Here is an 18051-nt window from a genome sequence, read left to right as displayed (position 1 = left end):
ATGTTTTCCTCCCAGAAAATAAATCCTAAGTCATCTAGCCTTTAAGACCAGAACTTGCAATACCTTGCATAATATATTTTTGCAAGAACAGATAAATGACAACCATTGGAACTACTACTAAGGTTGACGCTGCCATTAATAACTCAAATTGAGTTCCGGCTTCGGTCGTAAAAGCTTGTAGTCCCACCGGCAATGTACGTAATGCCTTATCGTTTGTGACAATTAATGGCCACATAAACGAATTCCAACTACCAATTACTTTCAATATCATGACCGCAATAATCGATGATTTAGATAAAGGCACCATCATTTCCCATAGGAAACGCCAGTCACTCGCACCATCGGTTTTAGCGGCATAATAAAGCTGATCTGGTATCGATTGGAATGATTGTTTTAAAGTAAAGACTGAAAAAACACTTGCAAGCCATGGTATAATCAAAGCCCAATAGGTGTTAATCATATCCCAACTTGCTAACGTTACAAAGTTAGGTATGGTCATTAATTCACCAGGTACCATCATGGTGGCTAATAAAATAATGAACAATACATCTTTACCCCAAAACTTTAGTTTAGCAAAGGCAAAAGCTGCCAAAATGCTCGTAATTAACTCGCCCGTTGTGGTCGTCAAGGTGACCAATAAACTATTTAAAAAATAGCGAGCGAATGGGGCTACCTTCAGCGCTTTTTCATAATTTGAAAATAACCAATTCCGAGGTAACCAAGTAGGAGGAATCGCAATAGCTTCCCCTGCTGATTTTAAACTTGTTACTAACATCCAATAAAAAGGCAACACCATAAACAGGCCACCTAAAAACAATAGCATATATAATAAAATGTTTTTAAAAAACCCCTTCATATTAGCCACCCCTCTTTTCAAAGTAGCGGTTGCCGGCATTTTGAACCATAGTAATGAGCAAAACAATCAAGAACAAAATAATACCGGTCGCTGCTGCTTGACCATATTTGAATTTCACATAGAATTTTTCAAATAAATAGTAAACCAAAGTGGTTGCCGAACCTGCGGGTCCAGGTCTACCACTAAATAAAGCAAAGACTTCGTCGAACACCTTAAAACCACTGATTACCCCTAAGGTCGACAATAAAAATAAAGTCGGTCTTAATAAGGGAATCGTAATGTTCATAAAGCGATTAAAAGCATTCGCCCCATCAATTTTAGCGGCTTTATAGTAATTCTCATTGATATTACCTAAACCTACTAATAATAGTAAAATATTAAAACCTAAACTCTTCCATACCGCCATAATCATCACGGCCGGCAACGCATTATCAGGTGAATTTAACCAGTTGACGGCATCTGCTCCAAATAAGCTAAGAATATAATTAAAGAAACCATAGCGTGAATGATACAACCAACTCCACACCACCGAAACGGCTACTGTACTGGTCACATAAGGCAAGAAATAAACGGTTCTAAAGAAACCTTTTAAAAACGGAATACTATTTAACATTAACGCGATCATCAATGAGATAAAAATACTCGTTGGCACGACCCCAATAACATAAATAAAAGTGTTTTTTAGAGCTTGATGAAATTTAGGATCACTGAGGACGACTTGATAGTTTTCCAATCCTCGCGATTTAACTTCACCCGTAAACAAATTAAAATTAGTATAAAAACTCATCGCCACTGATTTAAAAATAGGATAAATGGTAAAAATACCAATAAATGTTAACATCGGTGCCAAATAAAGCAATGCTTGTAAGGTGCTTTTTAGCGTCGGTTTTTTATTCATGATTCACTACCTCAACTCTGGCAGTTGTCTTATCAAAAAACATTATTTTTTCTGGTGCAACTTTTAAGTAAACCAAGCTACCTTCTGTTACATCTAAATCTAAATCGGTAACCGTAAAGGATTCACCCTCGAATATCATATGCATCGTAATATCTTTCCCCACATGTTCAATTCTCTCAACCGTTGCTTGTAGTAAGTAATCTTCTGCGTTTCCTAATGTAAAATGCTCAGAACGAATCCCTATCGTTTCCCATTCATAATCAAATAGCCATGCCTCATGATTTAAAGAAGGTGAATTTTTAGTAAATGTATTAATAACGGGTGAACCGATGAATTTCGCCACAAAAAGATTTTTAGGTTCTTTATATAAAGTAACGGGATCTGTTTTTTGTTGAATTTCACCTTGGTTTAAGACCATCACATTATCCGCAATACTTAGTGCTTCTTCTTGATCATGGGTTACAAACACAGTCGTTACACCTGTTTCTTGTTGAATACGACGAATTTCCTCACGCATCTCAATTCGCAAACGCGCATCTAAATTAGATAATGGCTCATCCATCAATAAGACCGACGGAGATTTCGCCAAAGCCCGGCTAATGGCTACCCGTTGTTGTTGCCCACCCGATAATTGACGTGGATATTTATCAAGTTGATCGTCAATTTGTGTTAAAGCTGCCATCTTTTTTCCAATTTCGATTCGCTTGGCTTTCGGCATCTTGCTCATCTTTAATGGAAACATAATGTTTTCTAATACTGTCAAATGAGGGTATAAGGCATAATTTTGAAAAACTAATCCGACTTGACGTTTTACTGGATCTAGCTTAGTGACGTCGCGATCATCAAAATAAATCTTCCCTGAAGTAGGCGTTAATAATCCTGAAATCAAATATAAAGTGGTTGATTTTCCACAACCTGAAGGGCCTAAAAAAGAAATCAATTCATGACTAGGCAAGGTAAAGCTAATATTATCGAGGACCTTTTTATCTTCAAACTGCATGGTGACATTTTCAAATCTAACTTGCACAATTACACCTCATCTGTATTCATTTTTGTCTGATTTAACCATTCGATATGTTGGAAATGTTGATTAATCGTAGCCCATTTCTTTTCATCAAAGGTATTTAATGCTTTTACCAATTCAGACGCAATATCATTTTGCGTTATTTCAACTATTTTATCTTGAGTCAGCATGGTATAATCGCCCCCACCAACTGCACGGTATTGAGTGACGGCCAACTGATAAAGCCGCTCTTTTTCTAAAGGTTGATTGGTTCTTTCATCAATCAACTCAATAACTCGTTGTCCTTTGGGTTTGGAGACATCAACGATCGTTTTAAAACCTGAATAAATATCATAATTATAATGGCGTGGTTTAGGAGAAATGTATTCCGGATTGACTATCATTTGTCCATTCGCATCCAATTCAAAGTATTCTAAATTGTATTCCATGACCTCACATATTTCTTGACCCGTTAATTGTATTTTGGTAATCAAATTATAATAAGGATAAGCTTTTAATAGAATTTCATTCGTTATATCGCCTTGAAAATCAGCAAAATGCTCATTAACTAAAGCAATACCACTAAAATCAGCACCCGTTACTTGTAATTGAACTTGGTTCAATAATTCTAAAAATGGATGCCCATTTACACGCGCTAAAAAGATATCATGTGTCGGTTGCACAATAGGTGCATGGCCTAAAACCGTCTCCAACCACGCTTGGCCATTTGATAATTGCGGCTCCAATTGTGGCCGTAATTTATCTAAAGCTGGATATTGCGCTGTCTCATGTAAATAGCCTTCACGATGGATAATTTGATGTTGCTCATCTAATTCTAAAATCACTTCCGCGACAAATTCACCAGCATGACCCGGTTGCACGGTCCAGGTATTCTTCACTTGTTGGTTAATAACCCGATGTTGATGACCAGTTAGCAATACATCAATGCCCTCAATTTCTTGTAACATCTTAGCCCCTTGGTTTTCACCCGTCCATTCTTCTAAAGGTGAGAATGTTTCGAGGTCACTTTCAAATCCTCCATGATAAGCAACCACTACCACATCCACTAATGGACGTAATTCAGCCACATACTTTTTGGTTGTCTCAAATGCATCTAAAAAGATTAATCCTTCATAATGTTTAGGTAATTCCCAATGGGGGATGTAATGGGTCGTAACGCCAATTACGCCAATTTTAACACCCTCTCGTTCAATGATTTGATACGGTTGACCAATAAACGGTTGACCGTCTGCTTCACGAACAATATTACTTAATAAGATTTGTGAATCAAGTTTCGTTAAGATACTATCTCGATAGTCTGGTCCATAATTAAATTCGTGATTCCCAATGATTTGGAAATCATAGTTCAAGGCATTCATGGCACGCGCAAAACAACTGCCATCTTTTACTTCTTGGCTACAATAAGTAGCAAAGGAAGAGCCTTGAATAAAATCTCCTAAATCGATGGTGACGACTGGATGTTGACGTTGTTGACGAACAGCTTCTATGGTACCTGCAGTATTAAATAAATTTGCTGTTGGATGTGTCAAGCGATTTAACCAAAAAGCATGGGTATCACTTGTCATCAAAAAACTAATTTTTTTCATTTTTTGCTCCTAATTTTTCCGAAAGTTGCGACCAATAATAAGTTTTATTATATGAAGGCCACCAAACATTTTGTCCTTGGGCTGCAATAGCTTCGCCATAAAGTTTAGGTTGGTAAGTATGCCACGGCACCACTAATTTCGGTTTAATTACCCGATTCACTAATAATAAATCGTTCGGGGACGCATGTCCTCCCGCATTCGCTAACACAAATTCCCATCCATAATCCACCACACGACGGACAAACGGTTCATAAGTCGGATCGTAACTCCCTAATGGCATGCCATTTGAATGGAAATAAAGGCCCGGTTTCACTGCGAATAGTGCTGTTAAATCTTCAATATCGACTTGCAAAGCGTATTGATGAGGGGCTTCATTAATCTGTTCAACGGTGATACCACCTTCACCAATATACGTCATAGCTAACGGTTGAATTAAATAAGCTTTCATTAACTGATAATAACGTTTATCTAAGACTAATTGACGGCCATGGCCATTGACGATTCTCGCAAAACGGATCAATCTCGTAATATTTTGAGGATAGCCATTAAAAGCCACTAATTTATCAGGCGCTTTAGCCATTTCCTTTTTGAGACTCGTCAGTAATTGTTGTTCATTTTTAGCCATTAAATTACGCGTCATTTGTTCGATTCTTAAATCCGCTTCGCTCGGCTCTGCCCCCACATGACTGAAAGTCGTACCCTCGATTAATAAAATGTCTGCATCAAATGCTCGCGCTTTTTGTGCCCAGGTCAGTACTTTTTCCGGATGGAAGCCTGATAAGCGAAAATCACCCGAGTAAATCACCTTAACATCAGGAGCTGTAATAAAAATACTCGCCGCACCTAAAGTATCATGATCAACTGGAATAAATTGAATCGTAAAAGGACCATGTTGAATCGTACCAAAGTCTTCAACCGGATGCCAATCGACATCATACGAAGGTAATAATTCGTTTTCTTTTAAATGCCCATAAAACTCGACCGAGTCTTTTAAAGCATAGATAGGTATGGTAGAACTTAGTTGACCAAATGACCCTAAATGATCAAGATGTAAATGTGATAAACAAATAATCGTCTCCACATCGCTATCCTCAAATGATTCCAATTCGACATCTTTTAATACTTGTTTTGAATAAAGACCTGGTATTTTAGGTAATTTTTCTTCATTTAATAATTGTGAGGTCAAGCTACGATTTAGCAAATCATCCACATTAGCTCCTACCATTGCACCAAAGTCTGCAATGATACGATAGTTCTCATATTGTAAACTAATAATATTGCCACCTATCGTGTTGAGCCCACTCCAAAACTGGATTGCTGTTTCGGTCAATTAAATTCACTCCTTCTATCTACATACAACTATAGAATACTATATTTGTAGCAAATTAACACTAATTAATGCTAGAATTTACGTGCTTTTCACAAAGAAATTTCGCTTTGAAACTCACTCTAGCTTTTCATTATAAAACAATTGATTATTGATTACTATTTAATTATTGTGAAAATAATGTAAATTGAATATTTGTTCGTCTTTTTGCTCAGGCTAAACAATGTGAATTCATTTAGCTTAAGAATGGCAAAAAGTAAAAAAACGATTGATTTTCACTGCATATAACCGCCCCACACAGTTAATTAAATAGCAGACAATCTTTTAGAAAAAAACCCTAAAATTAAGCGGCCTATCACCTGTACAATACAGGCGAAAAGCCGCTAAAAAAATTGAATCAAAAGACCTGATTTATGGGGACAGGATACTTTTTGAAATACTCATTGGTTATTTATGAGACTTTCCCCAGTTGTTTATCTGTCTTTAGATAGTATTTTCACTTTCCTCATTGATTATCAAAAATATCTTTTTGTGATGATGATTCGATTTTAGATAAAGAGTTGTGGTAACTTTTCAAGCTAATTTTGTGTTTCTAACTCTTCCACTTGATCCAATAAACCATCGACGTATTGAATCGCACTGCGCAATGCATCTGCATTTTCCATTGAAACACCTGCTTTTGCCGTCAATTCTAATGGCCCTAATGTACCGCCAGCTGCTAAAACAGCTAACCAACTCTCGATGGCATCTCTTTCCCCATTAGCAATGCGTTGGCCAATTTGTGTCCCAACCGTTAAGCCAGCTGAATACGTATAGGGATACATACCCATGAAATAATGAGGTTGACGCATCCAAGTTAATTCTGCACCAGAATTAATCACTACCTCTTCACCCCAGAATTGTTCTAAGGTCTCTTTAAAGAAACCATTTAATTTTTCTGCATTTAAGACTTCTTCTTGATCAACCGCCAGATAAACCTTCCGTTGGAAATCGGCTTCTAATAAGTGAGTTACCATATTGTGGAAGTAAGTACGTGCAATAAACTCTGTAATTAAGACCCGTTTTTGAGCAGCTTCTAGAGGCTGATTTAATAAATATTGACAAGTAATCACTTCATTGGCTGTTGAAGGTGCTTCGATAAAATATAAACTTGCTTCTGGAGTCATCATTAATTGACGATCATAAGTTAAGCCAAAATGAGCCGCATGGCCTAATTCATGCGCCAAAACTAAGGCCTCGCTTAATAACCCATTCCAATTTAATAAAATATAGCCCGGGCCATCATAAACTGGCGAACAGAAACCACCGGTTGATTTCGTTTGATTCATTGGAAAATCGATCCAACGTTCATCAAAACTACGTTTTACAATTGATAAATATTCTTCACCAAATACCGCGAAGACATCTTCCATCATTTTACGCACCTCAGCAATCGAAATATGTTGAGGCTCTTCTTGGGTAAAGGGCATTTTAATATCAGCTAAGCTAATCGAAGCTAATCCTTGTTCCTTTTGTAATAAGCGTGCATAACGACGCATTACCGGTGCAAACTCTGACATAATCACATCAATCTGGCGATTATACGCTTCACGGGTCACTTGTTGACTAAATAATAAATAATCAATCACGGAATCAAAACCACGAAGTGTTGCCATTTTTTTCTCAGTTTTAACATGATTAATATAGTTTGCGGCAGCGGTGTGTTGGAAGGTCGCTAATCCTTTATGGAATGAAGCCCACGCTGCATGACGAATCTCTTGATTAGGATGGCTCTCGTAATCATTTTCAAATGAAACAAAACTATTATGGTAAGTTTTACCATTTGCTTCAAAATCTTCAAAAGTTAAATCTTGGAATTTTAAGGTTAAATAAAGTGGATATTGACTAGATAAGGTCCCTTCTAAGCTACTTAACACAGTTTCCACTTCAGCTGATAAACGATGTGGTTTTTCACGTAATAAGGCTTGTAAATAATATTGATACGGCGCTCCCTCCTCGGACTTCATCACCGCTTGAAGGACATTCTCTTCTAAACTTAACAATTCTGAATCAAAGAAAGATAAAGCGGCACCCACAAATTCACTTAACGCAGGCAATTTTTGATAGTTTTCTTCATTGTCAGCGTTCAACTTATCCGCTTCATATCCTAAAGAGCCATAGCCATAAATTTTAGACAATTGACGTTTAATTTGTTCCAAATTAGCTAATGACTCAATAATGATGGTCTCGTTCGTTAATTTCCCTTGATATTGTTCTTTAAAGTGAGTCACTGACGCTTTCACTTCTGCAATAGCTGCTAGGTATTCAGCTTGATTTTTAAATAATAAGCTTAAATCCCATGTCTCTGTAACAGGTAATTCAGTTCTTAATGGTAATTTACTCAATTTTGATTTCCTTTCATTTCAATAATATATTCTTCAATACGTTGTAATGCAATTTTTAATTCGGCAATGGAATAAGCATAAGAGATACGAACAAACCCTTCTCCACTATCCCCAAAAGCGGTACCTGGTACGACTGCAATCTGTTTCTTATGAAGTAAATCCATCGCAAATTCCTCTGAAGTCATGCCAAATTGCGAAATATTGGGGAAGACATAGAAAGCACCCAAAGGTTCAAAGCAGGAAATACCAAGACGTTCGAACTCAGATAATAAATAACGGCGACGTTGATTATAGCTTTCGCGCATCTCTAGAATATCCTGTTCCCCTGATCGCAAAGCTTCTAAACCGGCATACTGACTCATTGTAGGAGCTGCCATAATGGTAAATTGATGGATTTTGGTCATTTGTTGGAGAATTTCTTCAGGACCAGCACAGTAACCTAAACGCCAGCCAGTCATCGCATAAGCTTTAGAAAAACCATTGATGTAAACCGTACGTTCAGCCATTCCAGGTAAGTGAATGATACTGACATGTTCTTCATCTTCATTGTAGGTAAGGCGATCGTAGATTTCATCCGTAATCACTAAAAGGTCATGCTCAATTATTAAATCGGCAATTGCTTCTAAGTCTTCTTTTGCCATGACTGCCCCAGTCGGATTATTAGGAAAGGATAAAACGAGTGCTTTGGTCTTATCAGTGATAGCCGCCGCTAATTCTTCTCGAGTTAAACGGAATTGATTCTGTTCTTTTAATGGAATAGCCACCGGAACGCCGCCCGCTAATTCAATCGTTGGCAAGTAGGACACATAGCAAGGCTCTGTAAAGATGATTTCATCTCCCGGTTCAATCGTTGCCCGAAAAACCAAATCTATCGCTTCACTGCCACCAACGGTCACTAATACTTGTGTGTCTGGGTTATATTTTACACCTTGTAAACGAAAAATATTTTCAGCTATCGCGGTTCTTAATTCTATTAAACCTGCATTGGCTGTATAGAAGGTACGTCCTTTCTGAACGGTATAAATTCCTTCATCACGTACATGCCATGGTGTATCAAAATCGGGTTCTCCTACACCTAATGAAATAACATTTTCCATTTCATTTGCTAAATTAAAAAAACGACGAATCCCGGACGGTTTAATGGCTTGTACTTTTTGATTTAGAAAACTTCTCATGAAATAAACTCCCTTTTATCATGTTCTTTTTCAATAAATAGGGTGTCATGATCTTTATATTTTTTCAAAATAACATGAGTAGCCGTTGATTGCACCTCTTCAATGATGGATAAACGAGAGGAAACAAAATTCGCAATTTCACGAATTGGTGCTTTTTGCATTTCAATTAAGAAATCATAGCCACCGGAAGTTAAATACATGGCTTTGACTTCTGGGAAATTATAAATTTTTTCAGCAATCCGATCAAAACCTTGCCCTCTTTGGGGATTTACTCGTAGTTCAATAATCGCCGAAACCATATCACTGTTCGTCTTTTCCCAGTTCACTAAAGTAGTATAACCACAAATAATATTCTTCTCTTCTAATTCTTTAATCGTTTTGGAAATGAACGCTTCGTCTTCGCCTAATAACACTGCAATTTCATGGTGAGTTAAACGACTATCACGTTCTAGGAGTTTCAGGATTTTTTCGTTGATATCCATCATTGATTCCTTCTTTCTTATTATGTTGACAATAATTATATCAGAATACGGTAAGGCTGGGCAAAGACTTTTTAAATTCTGTTCAGGAATATCTATTTAATTCAAAGCGCAGTGGTTGAGTGGTCTCAAACTGTGTCTTAATGAGATTGAACATAAATTTGAAAAATTCAGTCAAATTAGTGCTTATTTATTAAAAGCGCAGTGGTTGAGTGGCCTCAAACTGTGCGGGGGTGAACAGACGAAGCGAAAATCATTCGATTTTCTACTTCTTGCCCACTCCCTTATTAAGTTCTCATTTTATCGAACCATCTAAACCTTTATTTTCTTGACGAATTTTAAGTTATAACATTAATTGATCATGAAAAAGGATTGGTTGATATCATGGTTTTATAGCTACGCTCTTTATCTCTCGTTTGATAATGAATTTTCAATGACCTGGAACAATTTTATGAGACCGATTTTAACAGCAATAATGTAAAAAAGACGTTATTTGACACAAAAACGAGGCCAGGCAAGAAACTCACTTCCTACTCGACCTCGTACTCTAATGGCAAACTTACTAAAATATCAATTGGCACAGCAAATTTAACCGTCTAGAAAATATTTAACACTTATCATCTCGTCAATGATTACTTCATTATGCTTCTGAAACAATTTTGAAAATAATTTGATCTTTAAAATAGTTTTTCAATTCTTCTGTTAATACTATTTCAGGATAGATATCTTGAAACACATTAAATGGCAGACGTTCACGCAAATCAATTTCATCCACACCCTGAAGCAATACCTGTTCTTGGATATAAGCGTCATAGCTGTCTATATCTAACTCTCCATGCTCTTCACCAAAGCGATCAATCGCAATCAATTTATACACAAAATATTCATGGATTCGCTCGCGCAATTCTTCTTCTTGTTTTGAGGTTAAACCAAAACTATTTTGTAAAAATTCATCGTAAGAAATTCCCGCTTTCTCTGCATCTTCCTTATAATTATCGGTCATCGCGATGAAATAAGCTTCTTTCTCATCTGAATTAATCACAGTCTGAGTTGTATTCGCAAAAAATACTAATAAATAAGGAAATATGTCAAATTGAAATTTACGTTCTTTTTCTCTCTCTTGAAATGCAGTCATCGCATATTGTTTGACTTGGTGAACTGTTTTTAATTCAGGATTATCCAAAGCTTTAACCATCTCATCCGTTAATTCTGTTTCTTTCGTTTGATGTTGATGATTATAAAATGTAATAACGCCTTGAACTACCGGATTAATGATAGCTTCCCAAGACGGAATCTCAATTGCTCGATAAGGTTCAGGTAATAATATTTCATCAAAAGGTAAATAATGTTCTACTTGGCTTTTCATAATATCCTCCATATTGCTACTTTATGTACCCTTAAAATTTTACCGAATTTGTACCATAATTACAAACTGAAAGGCTCCTTTACACAACAAAAAAAGCCCAATAGTATGGGGTCTACTGGGCATCTATATTTGGGAGTTAATCCATTTTGATTATTGAGTGGCGATTACTAGTTGGGAGAGAATAAAAGCCTTACTCAATAATCTAATGAAAGTATAAGAACTGAACTTAAAATATACTTAAAATTTTTACTTTATTTTTCTTTTTACATACTCAAACAAGCTTAAATCTTCATAAATACTATAACTGAAAATTCTAAAATTAAATTACACCAAGATACAGCTAACAATTTCTAACGAAATATACATCTTAATACTATAAACATCTCTCCAAAAAGATAGCACTCTAAATCCTTAACAAAAAAATTATCATTTAATTTTAATTTTCACGATTGAATTCTTATGGAATTATAATATAATGTAAATAGGATATAGTTACCTTGTTTTTTAGGAGGAGATGTCATGATGTCAAAATATATTGATAAAATATTTGGAAAACACAAATTATTGCTAGTTTTTACCATTCTAAGCACTTTTTTTCTAGCTTTTGACGGTTTAGTTTCGCCACATTTTTTGGGTAAATTTACAGATGCAATGACTGTTGGTGCCTTTCAATCAACCTATAAAATTCTGATTTATTGGTTATTAGCTTTATTTGTAATCATTGTCTTTCAGACAATACACAAATACCTTGCTCAAAAGTTAATTCGATTGGTTAATTTAGATGTAAAATCTGAAATTGCCTTATCATCTCTTTTGTCCACAAATATACAAAAATCATCAAGTGAATATCTTTCAATAATTACTAGTGAATTTAATAAAATTGAAGAAAAATTCATTCGAAATATTTTTGTTATGTTCCTTTGCATTTTTCAAGGGTTGATTACTTTTTTTTATTTAATGACACTTAATGTCAAAGTAGGACTAGTTTTTGTCATTTTGGGTATTTTGCCTGCTGTTGTTCCTCGACTTACATCTAATTGGGTCAAAAAAGGTACTAAGGATTGGCAAAAAACGAATACGGTTTATCTATCTTCTTTAGAAGACTTTCTGAAGGGACGTAAATTAATGCTCCGTTTTAAGGCAGAAAACATCTTAATGGATAAATTGAATGAAAAATTGAGTAATAATGAACAGAGTTATTTTAACATGGAATTGATTCAAACAATCGCAAATACTATTGTTAGTATCCTATACATTGGTGGACTTATTGGTTCATTAATGATTGGAATCAAAGAAGTGGTGAATGGGAACTTGACAACTGGTCAACTTATTACCATTTACATGGCGGGTGATCGAGTAGTATCGCCACTTATCTCGGCTGTGTCTATTTATAATGTGTTGCAGTCCACTGAACCTATTCTTGAAAAAATATTTAACCATGATGAACCAATACACCCTTATAAATTAGAGTTTTCCTCTCTAAATGATGATACTGATATCGTTGTTCAGGAACTAAGTGTTGGGTATAACAATACCTCATTAATCGAAAACATCAATTTACAAATATTTAAAGATGAAAAAATATTAATTACTGCAGCCTCTGGTTCTGGTAAGTCCAGCTTTATCCGTACGCTTATGTTAGATATTCCACCAATATCAGGAAATATTATTATAAATGAGCGACTTAAACAATCCAATCCTCAAGAACTATTTGGTATTGTTGAACAAACACCCTACATCTTTAATGATACATTATTATTTAATTTAACTTTTGGCCATTCAATAAACAAAAGTTTAATTTTAAATAGTTTAAAACAAGTGGGGTTAGGAAAATTTGCTAATGATGAACAATTATATCGAGTGCTTAACAAAGATAATAATCAATTATCAGGAGGAGAATTAAAGCGAATTGAGATAGCGCGGGCCATCATATTTCAAAAACCTATTCTTCTTATTGATGAAGCTCTTTCAGGACTTGATAAAGGCAACGCGAATCGCTTAAATCAATTGATTATTAATTATCCAGGTACTGTACTTGATATTGAGCATCATTATTCTGACGAAATGAAAGAGCGATATGATAAAATTTTAAGTATTGAAAACAAAACTTTATTCTCTAAGTAACTGCATATAATGTCAGCTACAAAAAGTAAATATTTATTCAAATTGATTCCGTTCCCCTCAATAAACAGATCTTTGTCAAATGGTGTGGGTCACGGAATTTTTGGTGAGGCTGGGCAAAAAGTCCAGTCCATAAAAAAACAAGGGAGTGGGCAAGAAGTAGAAAATCGAATGATTTTCGCTTCGTCGGCCTACCCCCGCACAGTTGAGTAGGCCTCAAACAAGTCGAAAGACGCAGTTTGAGGCCAGTCAACCACTGCGCTTTGAATTAAATAGATATACCTGAACAGAATTTAAAAAGTTTTTGCCCAACCTCTTACTTCTCTTATTTGAACTAAATGAAAAAATTATAAAACTTGTTAATTAATATAATGCTCTTTATATAACTCTTCCACACTAATATGATGATACTGTATGTTCTTCAATGTTAATTGGTGCTCCACCAACAAATTAAGATACTCAACAAAATTATCTAGTATTATTATCCCTTCATCTGATTGTTTAACCCTCAAATCATTATCTTGGATGACCTTTATAAAGTATTGTTGGTCCTCTAAATCATTAAAAATCAATTCAATTTTATAATTGGCTTTATGATTCATTGCTACTGGTTGAATAGTCTGATTCTTAATTAAATAGACCTCATCAACTAATGTTTCAATAATAGACAAATTATGAGAAGAAATAATTAAAGTCTTGCCTTCTTCTTTTAATTCCATCAATAATTCTTTAAAATTAAACATACTTGTTGGATCTAAACCATTAAATGGTTCGTCCATGACAATACATTCTGGCTCAGTCAACAAAGCCATCGCAATTAACAAATGTTGCTTCATCCCTAATGAATAACTTTCAACGGTTTTATAAATATAGCTACTCATACCAACTCTATTTACAATCTCATGGATTCGGTACTCATTGATTTGATGAATTTCCGACAAAAATTTCAAATGATCATACCCAGTCAACTGGAAATATAATGTTTGATAATCCTGCATATAGTAAGCTTTTTCAAATAACTTGACGTTTTTATTTGAATAATCATCAAAATAGATATCCCCTTGGTACTCTGAATCTAAATTAAATAACATCCTAATAAGCGTGGTTTTTCCTATTCCATTTGGACCTATAAGACCAATACATCTACCAGAAGGAAAGGTAAGTGAGACATCTTCAAAAATTAGTTTAGTTCCATAACTCTTATAGATATTTTTTAATTTTATTTCCACAATGTTTCATCCTTCCCCCATCGAATGTTAAAACTTATCACACCAATCAGTAATATTACTAAGGACCAAACGATTAATACTAGGCTGCCAAAAATATAATGATAATCGTCATTATTACCTAAATGTGAAAACCAACCATCTACTAAACTTTGACTATTCAAATATATAAATGGAAAATACTTTATAATCGGAAGATGAATAAATTTAACTGATAAATAATATCCACCAATCAAAGCACTGATAAGTGTCGTCATTAAAACAAATCGATTGTTAATCCAAACCGAAAGCGACAATCCTAAATTTGATAGAAAATATATACTAACTAATAAAATCATTAATAACTGACTTAAATGTTTTGAAAGACTTCTCATTTCAAAAAACAATTTTTCTGGATTAGAATACAAAGTAGTAGATGGGTTTTGTTCTCCAAACATTTTTGATAAATAATGAACTATAGGATACTCTGATTGCCCCCAGCCTCCGATTAAACTAGAAAAAAACATTACTCCAAATAAATATAATAAAAAACTCCCCAAAAGTGCTTTAAAATTATAAAAATGTTTATCCCAATATATTGAAATGCGTCGTCTAGGTTGACTAAATTGAAAATTAAGAGTGTTATTTGGCTTTTGTTCTTCCGCAAAAGAACTAAATAATGCAATAAACAATATTACCACGATGAAAACATGAACATGATTTTCACTCATAATAAATAACGAATATAAAGTTGAGTGATCCCACTGTCGGTGTTCTGCATAATTATCAAATGAGTGAATGTGTGAATCTAGAAGTAAATTTCCCAATAACAAGGGTTTTAGTTGTTTTTCTTTAATAATTTTATTTTGGGCTTCAGCGGCTAGGATTGATTTTCTAGGCATACTTTTTGTAATTAATCGATTGTTTGCTTCTTGTAAAAAATAGTATTCTCGATATTGAATTAGCTCCTCAGGGCCAAATTCCTTTTCAATCACATCATTTAAAGTGGCCTGATAATAATCCAAATTCTCTTGAAAATGTCCCACTAAACCTTGAATGGCCGCATAACTTGTTGGATCTTTTTGTTGATACCATTCTTTAAACGTTTGATTGGTATCCAATCTTTTATCAAATTCTGGCATAAAACTTTGTTGTGTACTTAAAAAAATTAAGTCAACTTTTGGCTGCATCTCAGCAACTTTACCAGAATAATAATCAACCTGATTTTTTAAATGATGTTTAAACTCATCCTCAACATATAAGGTCTTAAAAGCAATAAACGCATAACTAGCAAGGAGCAAAGCAAAAACACCAAATAATAAACGTTTCACATAACGGTAACGAATTCTTTTTATAAACTCAAATCCCAGACATTTATAAAATATTTGATACACTTGACTCTCATTGTTATTATGAGCCTCAACTTTACCTCTTCTTAGTTGTTCATAAGTACTGCCCATAAAATCTGAATGATAATACACGATCCATATACCTAATATTACCAGTGAAAAGATGACAATAAACGTTCGATTCACTGTTAATAATTGATGTTCCAAATCAAATATATAGGATAATGGATTCCAACTTTTCATATTTCCAACCATTTGTAAACCAAAACTTACTATTAATAAAATCAAGAAATTGACTTCAGGTGATTTTACAAATCTTGCGATAACTTGAATCAACATAGAATATCCTGCGACTACTCCCGACCAAACAACACCCCTTATTACAATTAGTTCCCAAGCAGGTAGTAACGCAAATTTTAAATGACTACTGAGTAAAATAGGATAATGAAGATAATGCCAGCCTTGCTTTGATAAAATCACTACACTACTAAAAATAAAAATAGCAAACACAACAAGCAAACTGAACACTAACAGTTTAAAATCTATAGTGACCAATTTTTTTCTTTTTATCGGTGTTGACAATAAGAAGTCGTACTGAGGGCTTAATACTTTATACACATTAAAACCAAAAACAAGTATAATAATAACTACAGTATAAAAACTAAACATTATTTTTGATAATTGATTAATATAATGAATCGAAGCAGTTGGGTATTTCTCCTCTAAATATGGAAAATGATGTTGTTGCATAATCAGTGCTCGTTCTCTTTTTATAGTCAATTCATCATCTCTAGTAAGAATAATTGGAATAAAACGAGGCAAATCTTCAATTTGTTGATATACATCATAGAGTGCCAATTCTTCTTCGTAATAATAAAAGTCTTTATTAAATAATTTACTATTCCAATCCATTAACACTTTTCCAGCCTCTACCAATAAAGCATCATAGACTCCATCCTTATCAAAATCCTTATCATTTGCTTTTTCAAGTTGATTAATCTGCCGATGAGTTTTTATTGTATCTTGTTCTAACTCAATAAAAGAAGCTACCGTTTGATAAGTTGTATCTTCTTTACGATTGTTATAAATATGCAGACTGAATGGTATCATTATCATTAATATCATAAAAAACCATATTGATTTTGACATTATTAATCGACGGTAGATTAAATAATTCATAAGTCACCACACTTTCTAAACAACACTTATTCAATATTGAATCAGCGTTAAATATAAAAGCGCACATAAAAAGTGCGCTTTTTAACTCAAAATAACTACTATTCTACTGAATTTACTATTTTCAATGGGGCATATGGACCTCTAGCAATTTGTCCTGCATAAATATAATAAGTAGGACCAATTCCTATTTGATGAATATACCCTTTATACTCACCTTGTTCAACCCACAACGCTTTTGGTGGACTAGGATAATCGGAAAAATTTAGGTATCTTTGGACATAAATTGTATCTGATTGTGCAATTGTAAAATTATGGATTTTGGCTTCTGCAACAACGGTGTTCAAAGGTAAAAAACACTAGTCAATAACACACTAAACAGGCCAACTAAAATTTTCTTTTTCATTGATCTAATCTCCACATTTTTTAAAAAAGCGCTTTTTTAAAATTAAACATAACATCTTTGTATAAAACTGTCAAGCTTAAGAGTTCTAAAAGATAGTGTCAAATTATTGTTGGTTTTCCTCTACCATACTTTTTCATGTTTCTCTGAACCCAGTTTCATGGATTCCATATTTTAACCGATATCCTTGATAGCCAGCCTCTAGCGGCATGGGAGAATCTGGAAGTCTTTAGGGAGAGGCATCTTCTTTAGCCAATCCAGTCTCGCTAGACGCTAGTACCACGCCGCTGCTCGCTATCAAGCATTCACTTCATCGCCTTTAGCTATCATTATGAATACTGGCTTTAATCTACTAGATTTCAATAACCAGCGATTGTCCCAAAAGCCTGGCGAGTCCGTGTGTTATTGGAATAGTGTAAGATAGCGACTTTACCGCTCCAATCATACTGACGGGCGTATTTCCGTCCCACACGGCCATCTAATTTCTCTACTCTTCTTTCTCTTTCTTTTGCTTTGGTTTGATTGATTACCCAAGTTTTTAAATCGCCACCATTTAAGTCATAAGCACGTGCTTTAGCGATGTTTTCTGCTCCTGTTGTACTCCATCCTAGCGGTCGCGAACTTAAACGATCACTTAACCAATGGCTGACGTGACCTTCGGCACTACAACCGATATATTGAGGGTCCCTTTGTCTTTGGATA

Annotated in this window: 14 protein-coding genes; 1 reads left to right on the top strand and 13 read right to left on the bottom strand. The window is 34.6% G+C overall.

The annotated features are described in order from the left end of the window. Window positions 1-34 precede the first annotated feature (34 nt). The 9 genes from B5D12_RS08685 to B5D12_RS08645 all read right to left on the bottom strand — a co-directional run bounded on the left by B5D12_RS08685 (window position 35) and on the right by B5D12_RS08645 (window position 11095). Window positions 35-856 (bottom strand): carbohydrate ABC transporter permease, encoded by an 822-nt coding sequence (locus B5D12_RS08685; RefSeq protein ID WP_078756452.1) that lies wholly within the window; start codon window positions 854-856, stop codon window positions 35-37. A 1-nt stretch (window position 857) separates the two neighbouring features. Then, window positions 858-1757 carry a carbohydrate ABC transporter permease gene (locus tag B5D12_RS08680; RefSeq protein ID WP_078756451.1) on the bottom strand — a complete coding sequence of 300 codons (900 nt, stop codon included), beginning with the start codon at window positions 1755-1757 and terminating at the stop codon, window positions 858-860. Beyond that, on the bottom strand, window positions 1747-2781 hold the full coding sequence (locus B5D12_RS08675; protein WP_078756450.1) for an ABC transporter ATP-binding protein: 1035 nt from the start codon (window positions 2779-2781) through the stop codon (window positions 1747-1749). Before B5D12_RS08675 ends, B5D12_RS08680 begins: the two co-directional genes overlap by 11 nt. 2 nt (window positions 2782-2783) lie before the next feature. After that, a complete protein-coding gene (locus B5D12_RS08670) occupies window positions 2784-4364 on the bottom strand; it encodes a bifunctional metallophosphatase/5'-nucleotidase (protein WP_078756449.1) in 1581 nt (526 codons plus the stop codon). Continuing rightward, window positions 4351-5694: an MBL fold metallo-hydrolase gene (locus tag B5D12_RS08665; protein WP_078756448.1), complete on the bottom strand. Its 1344-nt coding sequence runs from the start codon at window positions 5692-5694 to the stop codon at window positions 4351-4353. Before B5D12_RS08665 ends, B5D12_RS08670 begins: the two co-directional genes overlap by 14 nt. A gap of 575 nt (window positions 5695-6269) precedes the next feature. Continuing rightward, window positions 6270-8075: an oligoendopeptidase F gene (gene pepF / locus B5D12_RS08660; RefSeq protein WP_078756447.1), complete on the bottom strand. Its 1806-nt coding sequence runs from the start codon at window positions 8073-8075 to the stop codon at window positions 6270-6272. Then, the gene (locus B5D12_RS08655; RefSeq protein ID WP_078756446.1) at window positions 8072-9250 is read right to left on the bottom strand and encodes a pyridoxal phosphate-dependent aminotransferase; all 1179 of its coding nucleotides are present in this window, start codon (window positions 9248-9250) and stop codon (window positions 8072-8074) included. The genes pepF and B5D12_RS08655 overlap by 4 nt, the downstream gene beginning before the upstream one ends. Further along, window positions 9247-9735, bottom strand: a complete 489-nt coding sequence (locus tag B5D12_RS08650) for an Lrp/AsnC family transcriptional regulator (RefSeq protein WP_234982954.1) — start codon at window positions 9733-9735, stop codon at window positions 9247-9249. The genes B5D12_RS08655 and B5D12_RS08650 overlap by 4 nt, the downstream gene beginning before the upstream one ends. 634 nt (window positions 9736-10369) lie before the next feature. Then, a complete protein-coding gene (locus B5D12_RS08645) occupies window positions 10370-11095 on the bottom strand; it encodes a hypothetical protein (RefSeq protein WP_078756444.1) in 726 nt (241 codons plus the stop codon). A gap of 519 nt (window positions 11096-11614) precedes the next feature. On the opposite strand from B5D12_RS08645, the gene B5D12_RS08640 reads away from it, so the two are divergent. Beyond that, window positions 11615-13219 (top strand): ATP-binding cassette domain-containing protein, encoded by a 1605-nt coding sequence (locus tag B5D12_RS08640; protein ID WP_078756443.1) that lies wholly within the window; start codon window positions 11615-11617, stop codon window positions 13217-13219. Window positions 13220-13575: 356 nt separating this feature from the next. On the opposite strand, the gene B5D12_RS08635 is transcribed toward B5D12_RS08640, so the two are convergent. From B5D12_RS08635 to B5D12_RS08620, 4 genes are all read right to left on the bottom strand, one after another. Continuing rightward, window positions 13576-14445: an ABC transporter ATP-binding protein gene (locus B5D12_RS08635; protein WP_159443910.1), complete on the bottom strand. Its 870-nt coding sequence runs from the start codon at window positions 14443-14445 to the stop codon at window positions 13576-13578. Continuing rightward, window positions 14436-16949: a hypothetical protein gene (locus B5D12_RS08630; protein WP_078756441.1), complete on the bottom strand. Its 2514-nt coding sequence runs from the start codon at window positions 16947-16949 to the stop codon at window positions 14436-14438. The genes B5D12_RS08635 and B5D12_RS08630 overlap by 10 nt, the downstream gene beginning before the upstream one ends. A 98-nt stretch (window positions 16950-17047) precedes the next feature. Then, window positions 17048-17293, bottom strand: coding sequence for a hypothetical protein (locus tag B5D12_RS08625; RefSeq protein WP_078756440.1), 246 nt, complete (start codon window positions 17291-17293; stop codon window positions 17048-17050). Between the two features lie 415 nt (window positions 17294-17708). Then, on the bottom strand, window positions 17709-18051 hold a 343-nt coding region (locus B5D12_RS08620; protein ID WP_200802998.1), incomplete at its 5' end, for a UPF0236 family transposase-like protein.

The sequence above is a fragment of the Globicatella sulfidifaciens DSM 15739 genome (genome assembly GCF_900167405.1).
Classification (GTDB): domain Bacteria; phylum Bacillota; class Bacilli; order Lactobacillales; family Aerococcaceae; genus Globicatella; species Globicatella sulfidifaciens.
Note: the sequence above shows the minus strand (reverse complement) of the source record. Positions and strands in the feature narration are given on the sequence as shown.